At 38.8% G+C, this 15,360-nt stretch carries 6 protein-coding genes; 2 read left to right on the top strand and 4 right to left on the bottom strand.

The window, feature by feature from the left end; translation table 11 throughout:
* The first annotated feature begins 172 nt into the window (after positions 1–172).
* Entirely contained in the window at positions 173–1,576 is a 1,404-nt protein-coding gene (gdhA, locus tag SOI81_RS12530; protein ID WP_320540864.1) for an NADP-specific glutamate dehydrogenase, read from the top strand.
* A gap of 56 nt (positions 1,577–1,632) precedes the next feature.
* On the opposite strand, the gene hslJ is transcribed toward gdhA, so the two are convergent.
* The 4 genes from hslJ to lon form a co-directional block, all read right to left on the bottom strand.
* A complete protein-coding gene (hslJ, locus tag SOI81_RS12525; RefSeq protein ID WP_016141874.1) occupies positions 1,633–2,742 on the bottom strand; it encodes an META and DUF4377 domain-containing protein in 1,110 nt (369 codons plus the stop codon).
* Between the two features lie 167 nt (positions 2,743–2,909).
* On the bottom strand, positions 2,910–3,686 hold the full coding sequence (locus tag SOI81_RS12520) for a DODA-type extradiol aromatic ring-opening family dioxygenase (protein WP_016141873.1): 777 nt from the start codon (positions 3,684–3,686) through the stop codon (positions 2,910–2,912).
* Positions 3,687–3,798: 112 nt separating this feature from the next.
* On the bottom strand, positions 3,799–4,278 hold the full coding sequence (gene rlmH, locus SOI81_RS12515) for a 23S rRNA (pseudouridine(1915)-N(3))-methyltransferase RlmH (RefSeq protein ID WP_320540863.1): 480 nt from the start codon (positions 4,276–4,278) through the stop codon (positions 3,799–3,801).
* Positions 4,279–4,586: 308 nt separating this feature from the next.
* On the bottom strand, positions 4,587–7,016 hold the full coding sequence (gene lon / locus SOI81_RS12510; protein WP_016141871.1) for an endopeptidase La: 2,430 nt from the start codon (positions 7,014–7,016) through the stop codon (positions 4,587–4,589).
* An 864-nt stretch (positions 7,017–7,880) separates the two neighbouring features.
* Here lon and ata point away from each other — a divergent pair.
* On the top strand, positions 7,881–15,305 hold the full coding sequence (gene ata, locus SOI81_RS12505; protein ID WP_320540862.1) for a trimeric autotransporter adhesin Ata: 7,425 nt from the start codon (positions 7,881–7,883) through the stop codon (positions 15,303–15,305).
* Positions 15,306–15,360 lie beyond the last annotated feature (55 nt).

Genomic DNA, 15,360 nt, shown 5'->3' with positions numbered 1-15,360 from the left:
ATGTAGCCAATATTGCACAATAATAGATCAATAAAAATGAAAAGATAAATTAATATTTCTTATTTTTAAGTAGTTTTTCTAAAAATAACTTTTTGATAATTAAGGTAAATAAAATAATTTAAAATAAGTATTGTTAAAATTGATGGAAAGGGATTTAATATTTTGCTGCTAAATGATGCATTTAAAAATGTATTGCACCAATTTAATTCATTACTATGCTGAGGACCGTGCATTGAAATACAACAATCTGAATGAATTCCTGAATTACGTGCAAGCGCGTGATCCGCATCAACCTGAGTTCTTGCAAGCTGTCGAAGAAGTGATGACAAGTTTGTGGCCATTTATTGAAAAAAATCCAGAATATGCAGAGCAGGGATTGCTAGAACGTTTGGTTGAGCCAGAACGTGTGATTCAATTTCGCGTTTCATGGATGGATGATCAAGGTCAGACTCAAGTTAACCGTGCTTTCCGCGTTCAATACAATTCAGCAATTGGTCCATTCAAAGGTGGTATGCGTTTCCATTCATCGGTCAACCTATCTATTTTAAAATTTTTAGGTTTTGAGCAGACTTTTAAAAATTCACTTACTACTTTACCAATGGGCGGTGGTAAAGGTGGTTCAGATTTTAACCCTAAAGGTAAATCTGATGCTGAAATTATGCGATTTTGTCAGGCACTCATGATTGAGCTTTATCGTCATTTAGGATCAAATACGGATATCCCTGCGGGTGACATTGGCGTGGGTGCACGTGAAGTCGGTTATATGGCGGGCATGATGAAAAAGCTGAGTAACGACACCGCTTGTGTTTTTACTGGTAAGGGCATTTCATTTGGTGGTAGCTTAATGCGTCCAGAAGCTACAGGCTATGGTACGGTTTATTTTGCAGAAGAAATGCTAAAAGCACGTGGACAGTCTTTTGCCGGTAAAACTGTTTCAGTTTCAGGTTCTGGTAATGTTGCTCAATATGCAGCAGAGAAAGCCATGTTCTTAGGGGCAAAAGTGGTTACCTTGTCGGACTCAAACGGCACAGTTTATGTAAAAAATGGTTTTACAGATGAGTTACTTGCCGAAGTCATGGAACTGAAAAATATTAAACGTGGTCGTATTTCCGAGTTTGCTTCTAAGCATGGTTTTGAATATTTTGAAGGAAAAACACCTTGGCATATTCCTGTTGATATTGCTTTACCATGTGCTACACAAAATGAATTAACAGGTGAAGATGCTAAAACGCTTATTGCAAATGGTGTAGTTTGTGTAGCTGAAGGGGCTAATATGCCATCTACACTTGAAGCAGTTGAACACTTTATCGAAGCTAAAATTTTGTATGCACCAGGAAAAGCTTCAAATGCGGGTGGTGTAGCAACATCTGGTTTAGAAATGTCTCAGAATGCAATTCGTTTAAGCTGGACACATGCTGAAGTCGATGAGCGTCTACATGCAATTATGAAAAATATTCATGCTAACTGTGTAAGATATGGTACCAAGGAAGACGGTACTGTGAATTATGTAGACGGTGCCAATATTGCTGGCTTTGTAAAAGTTGCTGATGCGATGCTTGCACAAGGCATCTATTAAAATATAGAAATAAAAAAATCCGATGCAAAAGCATCGGATTTTTTTAGTTTAAAAACTTATTTTTTAGGTTTCTTAACTAACTCTTGCTCTACAACCATATCTAATACATCTGCTTGACTAGATTGATCTGCTGCTGGGTTTTTTACGTCAAAACGTTTTACACGCAAAATTACGCGTTGATCTGGTTTATGTTCAAAACCTTCGATTTGACCATAATATAATGACCAGTTTTTGTCAGCGTAAGTTTTAACGCCTTTGTCATCATATTTGACTTCACGAACTTGCATACAAGTTTGTGGTGCAACACCCGTACAAGATTTAGTTTGTGGAGCTACTTCAAGGAAAATAGTTTTTCCTTCAGATTGATATTTTGCTTCAGGTGTCATTTTACCAGTAAAGGTATATTTTTGGCCTTGAGCATCAGACACTGTCAATGTTGGTTGATCAGCATTTGTTGTATTGAGTTCAAACGGAATTGCACGTTTTTGGAATAGGCTGCTAGAAAATTGTTCCTGTTTCATTAAAGCAGGTTCACACGCCATCATCGTCGACATTACGTCAGCTGTTACGATGGTATTGTTTTCAACTTTCCAAGTTGTTCCTTGGCGGTTACAACCCGTTGCGATAGATAAACGGTCATTTGTAAAGTTAAGAACAATTGGTTTTTTAGTATTTTCAGGCTGATATGACCAAGAGTAGTCTGTTAAAGCTTGAGTATTTACTGCTTTTTGACCTTGGAAAATGTGCTTTTGTCCAGTTTTATCTGTCACGCTTAAAATCACCTGACCATTATTGTTGCTAATTTCGATTGGTAACTTCGCTTCATTAAAGAGGCTAGTAGAAAGTTGCTCTTGTTTCATTAAATCATCTTGGCAAGCCATCATCGTTGAAACAAGATTCGAAGTAACAAGTTGGTTACCTTCAACTTTCCAAGTACCGCCTTGGCCATTACAACCTGTATTGATTGCTAATTTACCATCTGCACTAAAGTTAAGAATAAGTGGCTTAGAAGCTTTTACATTTTGATAAGTCCATGCATATTCACCTAAAGTGCTTGCAAGGTTTTGTTGTTGCTCAGATACAATTGGAGCAGGAGTATTAGTAACTGTTTGACACGCCATCAAAGAAAAAGGTAACAACGCAAGAATTAAATATTTAATTTTCATTTAAAAACTTCAAGTAAAAAAACAACAGTAATAAGCTTAAAACATTCTTAAAAAAAGAAAATGTAAACATTTGATTGTTTCGGTTTTTAAAATGTATAAGTTTGTAAATTATTCGAATTTTCAACAAAAATAATGGTATACCCCGAAAACGGGGTATTTGCTAATAATTAATCAAAACGATAAATGTCCATTCCTAATGAACCCATTGTGAAGCTACTATGAACAATCGTAAAACGATTGCCTGTACCCATAGCAAAGAACAAAGGTGCAAAATGTTCAAGGCTAGGGTGATTGCGTTTTACATACGGCAGTGATTGCCACTCCAATACGCCATCATAATCTTGATGTGAAAGCTTATTAACCACTGTATTTCTAAACGTCGATGCCCATTCAGGAACTTTAGAGTGGTCTCCTTGCCAAGATAACTCTGCAAGATTATGGGTAATACTTCCCGAACCAATGAGTAAAATTTGTTTATCACGTAAAGGGGCTAGTGTTTGTCCTATACGATAAATTTCTTGCGAACTTAAATTTGATGGCAAAGAAATTTCAACCACGGGAATGTCTGCATCAGGGTACATGTGCAATAGAGGCATCCATACACCATGATCACGAGGACGTGTACTATTGGCATGTGCAACAAAGTGAGCATCTGCTAATAATTTTAAGATTTCTTCTGCAAGTTCTGGTTGGCCTGGTGCACTATAGCGAATTTCATATAACTCTTTAGGAAATCCGCGGAAGTCATGCCACGTTTCAGGACGAGTTGAAATGCTCACTTCAAGTGCTTTGCTTTCCCAGTGCGCAGACATCACGATAATTGCTTTTGGTATAGGCAGATTTATACCTAAACGGTGTAGAGCAGGTCCCACCTGTTCCGGATCAAGTGCAAGCATGGGCGAGCCATGGGAAATAAACAATCCGGGAAGCGTTTGTAGTTCCATTTCATTACACCTGATTTGAAAAGCAGAATAATAGTTATTATGCCAAAATCAGGACATGTTAAAAGTATCCAGATTTCAACGGATTGTTCTTAAAATGAAACGTTTGTTCCTTTTATGCACGATGATAAGGGTGATTATGATTAATACTCATCGCCCGATATAGTTGCTCGATTAATAAAACACGTACCAAAGGGTGAGGCATCGTAAGTTTTGAAAGTGACCAATGCCATGCGGCAGCTTTACGTACTTGATCTGATAAACCATCTGGGCCGCCAATTGCGAGAGCTACATCATTACCTTCAAGCATCCACTGTTTCATTGTCTCAGCTAGTTTTTCTGTACTGAGTTCACGACCACCAACTTCTAGTGCAATTAAAGTTTCATTCGGTTTTAAAGTATTTAAAATACTTTCACCTTCAACTTGGCAATATTTTAAAATATCTGCTTCTGAATCATTCTTACCACGTTTGGCCATAGGCAGTTCAATGACTTGGGTTTGAACAAAAGGTTGGATGCGTTTGAAATAATCTTCAAAACCAGTAAGAACCCAAGCAGGCATTTTTTGACCAATGGTCAGAATACGAATTTTCATATTATCTATTCATTCAAAAACAGCTGGCGCATTATACCTGAGGAATGAAAACATCTGATGATCTTAAAAGACAGGCATAAAAAACGCAGTCCAAAAAACTGTGTTGGACTGCGATCAAATGATCATCTGTCTGGAGTTCAGATGATCATAGAGAATAAAAACAAGGTTATCTATAAAAGAAGAGATAACGAAGAATACTTAAAGTAATTAAATACTCTTAATACCTATTATGAGGATGGTTGGATATTTTTCAATCAAATTGTGTAACAAAAAAAAGAGAGCCGAAGCTCTCTCTTTTTTATTTTTAATTAGTGACGTGCTGCTTTTGAACCTTCCACCGGTTTCACAATCGGTGTTTTAGGCAAAGGTTTTGGCATCGAAACTAATGCTAAAGGTAAGATGTCATCAATACTTTTCACAGCTTTGATTTCCAAACCTTCTTTAACATTCGCAGGAATTTCTGCCAAGTCACGAACGTTATCTTGAGGAATAAAGACAAGCTTGATTCCACCGCGGTGTGCTGCAAGAAGTTTTTCTTTTAAGCCACCAATACGCATTGCACGACCACCTAAGCTTGTTTCACCAGTCATTGCAATATCAGGACGAATTGCAATACCTGTAAATGCTGATACAAGCGCAGTTGTTAATGCTAAACCAGCAGATGGGCCATCTTTTGGTGTTGCACCTTCAGGTAAGTGAACATGTACATCAGTTTCTTCAAAACGAGAAGCTTCAATACCTAATTCATCAGCGCGTGTACGTACTAAAGTCATTGCTGTAGTAATAGATTCTTTCATAACGTCGCCGAGTGAACCGGTCGTAATGAATTTACCTTTACCTTTTACAGCTGCAACTTCAATAGTAAGTAACTCACCACCTACAGATGTCCAAGCTAGACCATTGACGCGTCCTACTTGAGCTTCATCTTCTGCAATACCAAAGTCAAACTTGTGTGGACCTAAGTATTCTGGAAGATTGGCAGAAGTCACATCAAGCTGTAAGTTTTTAGACTTTTTACTTACGGCTTCTTTTACTACCTTACGTGCAATTTTAGACACTTCACGTTCTAAATTACGTACACCAGCTTCACGTGTGTAGCGTTGAACAATGTCACGAATCGCTTCTTCATGGATTGTTAACTCTTTTGCACGTAGTCCATTGTTCTTAATTGCTTTTGGAACAAGGTAACGTTCAGCAATGTTAACTTTTTCATCTTCGGTATAACCCGGTAGACGAATCACTTCCATACGGTCTAGCAATGCTTCTGGAATATTCATACTGTTTGCAGTACAGATAAACATCACTTCAGATAGGTCAAGATCAAGATCTAAATAGTGATCGTTGAACTTATTGTTTTGTGATGGATCTAATACTTCAAGCAATGCAGAAGCAGGATCGCCACGGTAGTCTTGTGCCATCTTGTCAATTTCGTCGAGTAAGAACAATGGGTTCTTCACGCCAACTTTTGTTAAAGATTGCACGATTTTACCTGGCATCGCACCAATATAAGTACGACGGTGACCACGAATTTCAGCTTCGTCACGTACACCACCGAGTGCCATACGAACAAACTCACGACCTGTTGCTTTCGCTACAGACTCACCAAGTGAAGTTTTACCTACACCCGGAGGGCCTACTAAACATAGAATTGGACCTTTGAGCTTTTTAACACGTGACTGAACAGCTAAGTATTCAACAATACGATCTTTAACGTCATCTAAGCCGTAGTGATCGGTATCGAGAATTTCCTGTGCTTTGGCAAGGTTAATACTTACTTTGCTCGCTTTATTCCACGGCGTATCTAAAATTACTTCTAGATAGTTACGTACAACAGCAGCTTCACTAGAGGCAGGTTGCATTGCTTTAAGCTTACGGAACTCAGCTTCAGCTTTTTTACGTACGTGTTCAGGTAAATCAGCTTCAGCAAGACGTTTCTCTATTTCAGCAACGTCATCTTCAGCACCGCCATTCATGTCGGAAAGTTCACGTTGAATGACTTTCATTTTTTCATTTAGAAAGTATTCACGTTGGTTTTTTTCCATTTGGCGTTTTACGCTGTCATGCAAAGTTTGTTCAATTTGCTGTTCTGCAGATTGATTTACCAAGTAGTTCATCAGCTCTTGCAAATGTGCTTCAAACTCATCGTACTCTAAAAACTTCTGTTTAATTTCAATATTTAGAGGCACACGTGTTGCTACGAAGAACATGAGCTGTAGCAAGTCTTCAATTTTATTAGCCGCAGCAACGAGTTCACGCGCATTACGTAATTTTGCTTCAGCATATTGAGCAAATAAAGTACGTAACTCTTGCAAACGAGTTTCTTGAGTAGCTTTATCTACGTTAATTGTCATTGGACTTAAGCTGTGCTCAGCAGTCAAATGACTATCTTCATCGATAATTTTTTCAAGTTTAGAGCGATGTAAACCTTCAATAAGTACTTTAATACAGTTTTCATCATTCTCATGATTTACGACTTGAACAATCTTAGCGACAGTTCCGTACTGATAAAGGTTATCGTGATCAATTTCTTCTGTAAGCGAATCTTTTTGCGCAACTACAAATACTAAATTGTCACTGTTACGAGCCACATCAACTGCATTGATCGATTTTTCACGACCCACGAATAACGCAATTTGCATGTGTGGATAAACCACGACATCGCGCAACGCTAAAAGTGGTAATACACTTGGAACCTGAGGCTCTAAGTCAGTTTTTTCATTCATAATAAGTTCAGACATGGGCACTCCTAATGAGTGACAACGAGGTTGCCATGTTTTTTATAGTGATGTGTATTTTAAAAATTACAAGGGCCTTACTAGAGAAAATGTGGAAAAAATGACTAATTTAGTCAACTTTTTTTGAAAAAATAAGAAAATCATTGGTTTAATAGAGTTGAACAATAAAACTATTTTGATATCAATAAAGCATCTAAATTTAATAATCTTATCTATATTTTTTACTAAAGTCATGTGCTTAGGGTTATTATTTAATAGTTTTTATTGAATGAAAAAAACGCTATAGAAGAAAGTAGCTAATGCTAAGATAAAAGTTTATAGATGTGTTTGGGTAATTTATAACAATCACTAAAATAGTGTATTTAAAATTTATTATTTTGCTTAATCTTAATTAATAGTTTTTAGAGTATATAGTCTAATGTGGTGAGATAATAAACCATCTCTAGTGCATATATTGTTAGCTTTTTATTTTTTATTAATAAATAAAATTGAATATTTTAATTAAAAGAGCATTTGTATATTAATTGGAAAATAAATTATTTATATAAACTAATTTATAGTTATTAATTTTTATTTTTTTAGAGTATATATTCTATAGTTACCTAATGTTACTTAATGCTAACATTTAGATACATTTTAGTCTTTATTTCTCTTTTTTTAATAATAATCAAATGCTTAATATTTGTATTAATTCTATTATTTTGTGATATGTGTCTCGTTTTTGCTCAATTTCCCCAACTCTACATTTACCTTAAAAAATTATTCCATTAGGATGCCGCCTCTTTTTTCCGCTCACAAAAAAACTAAAAATGTTTTTTAACAACATTTTTAGGAGTCTTTGTTTTTGATATTTGTCTGAGAAGTTTTATGAATAAAGTATATAAAGTAGTTTGGAATGCTTCGATCGGAGCATGGGTTGCAACATCTGAACTTGCGAAAGGTAAAACAAAGACTAAATCAAAAACTTTAAATGTATCGGCTGCTATTTTTGTGGGAGCAATTAGTTTTTCTGCTACTGCTTTTGCAGCGACAAATACAGAGGGAGGACTTGGGGCCGGAACTTCTATTTCCGGTACTACTTCTTGTCGTGAGGGTGGTGCTAATACTGCAAATACAAAAGATATTGCTATTGGTTGTGGAGCTCAAACTCAAGATAGAACAAGCTCAAATATTGCAAACCGTAATAACCCATATAACAACACAACAGGTCCTTATGCAGGAGCACTTAAACAAGGAGGATCTGTGAGTGTTGGTACGGGAGCCGTAGTTGAGAAAGGCTTGGGAACCGCAATTGGTTCTTATGCAACGACTCAAGGTATTTCAGGGGTTGCCATTGGCACTGGAGCATTATCTTCTGGAAACACTGCTCTTGCAGTTGGGCGTCAGTCAGCTGCAACTGCTGATTTTTCACAAGCAATTGGTAACGTAGCAGCAGCGACAGGTAAGGGGTCATTAGCGATTGGCCACTCTGCAACAGCAGAAGGTTATCGCTCAATTGCTATTGGTTCACCTGATATTGAAAATGCAGATGCTGTGGCGGGGCAAGCTGGCGCAGCTTATCAACCTAAAATGGCAACGAAAGCCACAGGTAAAGATTCAATTGCATTTGGTGGCGGTGCTGTTGCTACAGAAGAAAATGCTTTAGCGCTTGGTGCTTTTTCAGAGTCAAAAGGTAAAAAGTCAGTAGCAATTGGTACTGGGGCAAAAGCTCAAAAAGATAATGCCGTTGTAATTGGTGACCAAGCTGAAGCAGCTTATGAAGGTGGGGTTGCCATCGGCAAAGGGGCTCGTTCAGAAGCAGAAAATAGTATTGCTCTGGGTAAAGATTCAAAGGCAACTCAAGCAACTGGCGCAAGTTTTTTAACTAAAAAACCTGCACCAACTGGTGTATTGTCTGTTGGTGATGTTGGTAATGAACGCCGTATTCAGAATGTTGCGGATGGTGCAGCTGATTCAGATGCCGCTACAATTCGTCAGCTAAAAGCTGCTCGTACCCACTATGTCAGTATTAATGATTATGGTCAGCAAGGCGGCAACTTTGAAAATGATGGCGCTACTGGACTTAATTCTATTGCAGTGGGTGTTAATGCTTCTGCAAGGGGGCGTGATGCAGTAGCAGTAGGTGGGAATGCACAAGCTTCAGGTTCTGGTGCTATTTCAATGGGAAGTAGTAGCCAATCCGTAGGTCGTGGTGATGTAGCTATTGGCCGTAACGCATCGACCAAAGGTGCTGAAGGGGTCAATAGTAATCAATCGATTGCGATTGGTGATCAGACCAAAGCAATTGGAGATCAGTCTATTTCGATTGGTGCAGACGTGATTGCCCGTGGTAACTCATCTGTAGCAATTGGTGGTGATGATGTTGATAAAATCGCACGTGATGCTGAATTAAGTAAAACTTATACTGAAATTACGGGTGGTGTACTTAAAGCTGGTCAATATCCAACAACAGAAGCCAATCATGGTTCAACAGCTGTTGGTGTTCAGGCTGTAGGTACAGGTGCATTTTCTTCTGCTTTTGGTATGACTTCTAAAGCGACTGGCGATGCTTCCTCTGCATTTGGTGTCATGTCAAATGCCTCTGGTAAAGGTGCAGCTGCATTTGGTGCTGTTGCACAAGCTACTGGTGATGGTGCTTCGGCAATGGGGATTAACTCATTCGCTTCAGGTATAAATTCAACAGCAATTGGTTCAGGTAACAATCCTGGTGAAGGGGCGAAAGCAACTGGAAATAGCTCAGCTGCAATTGGTAGTGGTGCTCAAGCAACGGGTGACAATGCAGCAGCTATTGGTAAAAATGCTAAAGCTGCAGGTAAAAACTCAGCCGCAATTGGTGGTGGTGCAATTGCTGATCAAGAAAACGCTGTTGCTGTAGGCCAAAATGCTCAGTCTATGGTGAGTGGTGGTGTTGCGTTAGGTGCACGTAGCCGAGTAGAAGCTGAAAATAGTGTTGCGCTTGGCCAAGATGCTGTTGCAACCCAAGCTAAAGGAAATTCATTTCTTACAAATCGCGACGCATCTATGTCTAATGGTGTGATCTCTGTTGGTTCCGCAGGAAAAGAGCGCCGTGTTACCAATGTTGAAGATGGGTCAGCAGACTCAGATGCGGTTACAGTTCGTCAGCTTAAAAATGTGGATGGTCGTGTTAATCAAAATACCCAAAATATTACAAATTTAAATCAGAAGTTTAATGATACGAAAACTGATTTGGGTAACCAGATTGCTGATACCAACAAGAACCTGAATGATGCCAAGAAAGATTTGGGCAACCAGATCACGGACACCAACACCAAGCTAAATAATACAAAAGATCAGCTCACGACTCAGATTAGAGACACCAAGTCTGAGCTGAACAATACGATTACGAATACCAAAACCGAACTGAACACCAAGATTGACAGCACCAAGAGTGAGCTTGAAAACAAGGGCTTGAACTTTGCTGGTAATAGTGGAGCAGACGTACACCGTAAATTAGGTGAGAAGCTAAACATTGTGGGTGGAGCAGCAGCTTCAACGCCAGCAGCTAAAACCAGTGGTGAGAATGTTATTACCCGTACGACCAAAGATGGTATTCAGATTGAGTTATTAAAAGACTCGAAGTTTGACAGCGTAACGACTGGCAACACGATTTTGAACAATAATGGTCTGACGATTAAAGAAGGTCCAAGCATCACTAAAGACGGCATCAATGCAGGTAATAAGAAAATTACCAATGTAGCTGATGGTGTAAATGGTAAAGATGCAGTAAACGTTGACCAGTTAACTAAAGTTAAAACCGGTTTGGACAGCAAGATTACTGATACCAACACCAAGTTGAATGATACGAAAAAAGACTTGGGTAACCAGATTGCTGATACCAACAAGAACCTGAATGATGCCAAGAAAGATTTGGGCAACCAGATCACGGACACCAACACCAAGCTAAATAATACAAAAGATCAGCTCACGACTCAGATTAGAGACACCAAGTCTGAGCTGAACAATACGATTACGAATACCAAAACCGAACTGAACACCAAGATTGACAGCACCAAGAGTGAGCTTGAAAACAAGGGCTTGAACTTTGCTGGTAATAGTGGAGCAGACGTACACCGTAAATTAGGTGAGAAGCTAAACATTGTGGGTGGAGCAGCAGCTTCAACGCCAGCAGCTAAAACCAGTGGTGAGAATGTTATTACCCGTACGACCAAAGATGGTATTCAGATTGAGTTATTAAAAGACTCGAAGTTTGACAGCGTAACGACTGGCAACACGATTTTGAACAATAATGGTCTGACGATTAAAGAAGGTCCAAGCATCACTAAAGACGGCATCAATGCAGGTAATAAGAAAATTACCAATGTAGCTGATGGTGTAAATGGTAAAGATGCAGTAAACGTTGACCAGTTAACTAAAGTTAAAACCGGTTTGGACAGCAAGATTACTGATACCAACACCAAGTTGAATGATACGAAAAAAGACTTGGGTAACCAGATTGCTGATACCAACAAGAACCTGAATGATGCCAAGAAAGATTTGGGCAACCAGATCACGGACACTAACACCAAGTTAAATAATACAAAAGATCAGCTCACGACCCAGATTAGAGACACCAAGTCTGAGCTGAACACCAAGATTGACAGCACCAAGAGTGAGCTTGAAAACAAGGGCTTGAACTTTGCTGGTAATAGTGGAGCAGACGTACACCGTAAATTAGGTGAGAAGCTAAACATTGTGGGTGGAGCAGCAGCTTCAACGCCAGCAGCTAAAACCAGTGGTGAGAATGTTATTACCCGTACGACCAAAGACGGTATTCAGATTGAATTGTTAAAAGACTCGAAGTTTGACAGCGTAACGACTGGCAATACGACCTTGAACAATAATGGTCTGACGATTAAAGAAGGTCCAAGCATCACTAAAGATGGTATCAATGCAGGTGGTAAGAAGGTTACCAATGTAGCTGATGGTGTAAATGTCAAAGATGCCGTGAACAAAGGTCAGTTGGACAATCTTGCTGCTAAGCAAAATGCAACTGATGATGCAGCAGTGAAATATGACGATGTCAAAACTAAAGACAAGGTTACCTTAAAAGGTAAGGACGGTACGGTTTTAGATAATGTTAAAGCTGGCAATATTTCAGCGACATCAAAAGAAGCAGTAAATGGCAGTCAGATTCACAAGATTTCTAACAGTATCAAAAATAGTATTGGCGGAAATACGGTTGTTAATCCGGATGGCAGCCTGACTACCAATAATATTGGTGGAACAGGTAAAAACAATATTAATGATGCAATTAAATCTGTAGATGACAAAGTAACCAACGGTGTAAATGACCTTACTGATAAAGGCTTGAACTTTGCTGGTAATAGTGGAGCAGACGTACACCGTAAACTGGGTGAGAAGCTAAACATTGTGGGTGGAGCAGCAGCTTTAACGCCAGCGGCTAAAACCAGTGGTGAGAATGTTATTACCCGTACGACCAAAGATGGTATTCAGATTGAGTTATTAAAAGACTCGAAGTTTGACAGCGTAACGACTGGCAACACGATTTTGAACAATAATGGTCTGACGATTAAAGAAGGTCCAAGCATCACTAAAGACGGCATCAATGCAGGTAATAAGAAAATTACCAATGTAGCTGATGGTGTAAATGGTAAAGATGCAGTAAACGTTGACCAGTTAACTAAAGTTAAAACCGGTTTGGACAGCAAGATTACTGATACCAACACCAAGTTGAATGATACGAAAAAAGACTTGGGTAACCAGATTGCTGATACCAACAAGAACCTGAATGATGCCAAGAAAGATTTGGGCAACCAGATCACGGACACTAACACCAAGTTAAATAATACAAAAGATCAGCTCACGACCCAGATTAGAGACACCAAGTCTGAGCTGAACACCAAGATTGACAGCACCAAGAGTGAGCTTGAAAACAAGGGCTTGAACTTTGCTGGTAATAGTGGAGCAGACGTACACCGTAAATTAGGTGAGAAGCTAAACATTGTGGGTGGAGCAGCAGCTTCAACGCCAGCAGCTAAAACCAGTGGTGAGAATGTTATTACCCGTACGACCAAAGACGGTATTCAGATTGAATTGTTAAAAGACTCGAAGTTTGACAGCGTAACGACTGGCAATACGACCTTGAACAATAATGGTCTGACGATTAAAGAAGGTCCAAGCATCACTAAAGATGGTATCAATGCAGGTGGTAAGAAGGTTACCAATGTAGCTGATGGTGTAAATGTCAAAGATGCCGTGAACAAAGGTCAGTTGGACAATCTTGCTGCTAAGCAAAATGCAACTGATGATGCAGCAGTGAAATATGACGATGTCAAAACTAAAGACAAGGTTACCTTAAAAGGTAAGGACGGTACGGTTTTAGATAATGTTAAAGCTGGCAATATTTCAGCGACATCAAAAGAAGCAGTAAATGGCAGTCAGATTCACAAGATTTCTAACAGTATCAAAAATAGTATTGGCGGAAATACGGTTGTTAATCCGGATGGCAGCCTGACTACCAATAATATTGGTGGAACAGGTAAAAACAATATTAATGATGCAATTAGTGAAGTTAAAAATACTGCAACTAAAGCAAAAAGCACGGTATCTGAAGGCAATAACCTTGTCGTAAAAGAAACTATTAATAAAGATGGTAGTACAAACTATGAAGTCTCAACCAAGAAAGATCTAACTTTAGATAGCGTGACTACTGGTGATAGCGTACTCAATAATAATGGTTTAACCATTAAGAATGGCCCGAGTATCACCAAAGATGGCATTAATGCTGGTAGTAAGAAAATTACGAATGTAGCTGATGGTGTAATCGCGCAAAATTCTAAAGATGCTGTGAATGGCAGTCAGGTTCATAAGATTTCTAACAGCATCAAAAATAGTATGGGTGGGAATACGGTTGTTAATTCTGATGGCAGTATTACTACCCAGAATATTGGTGGAACGGGTAAAAACACGGTTCATGATGCAATTAAGTCTGTAGATGACAAAGTGACTAATGGCGTAAATGATCTGGCGAATAAAGGTCTTAACTTTGGTGCAAATGATCAAAAGGCAACCAATGGTAAGGCGGTGCATCGTAAGTTAGGCGACACCATGAATATTGTTGGTGGGGCTGATGCGAAAACTGCTGAAGATAAAACGAGCGGTGAAAACATTATTACCCGTACAACTGAAGATGGCGTGAAAATTGAAATGCTTAAAGATGTGAAATTCGACAGTGTAAATGTCGGTGGTCATGTCTTGAACCAACAAGGTTTAATCATCAAAGGTGGCCCAAGCATTACAGTTAATGGCATTGATGCAGGTGGTAAGAAAATTACCAATGTTGCAGATGGTGTAAATGCTAAAGATGCAGTGAACAAAGGTCAGTTAGACAAACAGATTAACGATGTTAAAGATCAAATCGGCAAAGATGTTGGCAAACTATCTGATCAGGCTGTCCAATATGACAAAGATAAAAATGGCAATGTCGATAAAAACTCAGTGACTTTAGGTGGTGGGGATAAAGGTACCAACCTGAAGAATGTTGCTGAAGGTAAAGTCGAAAAAGGCTCTAAAGATGCGGTTAATGGTGGTCAATTATGGAATGTTCAGAAACAAGTCGATAAAAATTCGACTGATATTAATAACATTCAGAACAATATTGACAACATCTCTAAAGGTAAATCTGGTCTGGTTCAACAGCAAACACAAAATGGTGAAATTACTGTTGGTAAAGACACCGGTGGTACTAGCGTTAACATGGCTGGAAAAGACGGTAACCGTGTTGTACAGGGTGTAAAAAATGGAGAAATTAAAAAGGATTCTAACCAAGCTGTAAATGGCGGGCAAATCCATAAAATCTCTGAAAGCATCAAGAATAGTATTGGTGGAAATACCACGATTGACCCTAACGATGGCTCAATCACTACTAACAATATTGGTGGTACTGGTAAGAACAATATTAATGATGCCATTGGCACATTAAACCAGTCGAATCAAGACCTTGGTAATAAAATTAATAACTTGGGTGACCAGTTACAACAAGTGTTCTATGACACCAATAAACGTATTGATGATGTTGAGAAAAAAGCCAATGCCGGTATTGCTGCAGCTATGGCTTTAGAAAATGCACCATTCGTTGCAGGTAAATATACTTATGCAGTAGGTGCTGCATATCATGGCGGTGAAAATGCAGTTGGTGTGACATTACGTAAGACTTCTGATAATGGTCGTTGGTCAATTACTGGTGGTGTTGCAGCAGCTTCACAAGGTGAACCAAGTGTTCGTGTTGGTATCAGTGGTGTCATTAACTAAGAAACTGGTGGGGAGAGCAATGCCTCTCCCTAGTCAACATATAAAGAGAGTAAAG

Source organism: Acinetobacter pittii (assembly GCF_034067285.1).
GTDB classification, from domain to species: domain Bacteria; phylum Pseudomonadota; class Gammaproteobacteria; order Pseudomonadales; family Moraxellaceae; genus Acinetobacter; species Acinetobacter pittii_E.
Note: the sequence above shows the minus strand (reverse complement) of the source record. Positions and strands in the feature narration are given on the sequence as shown.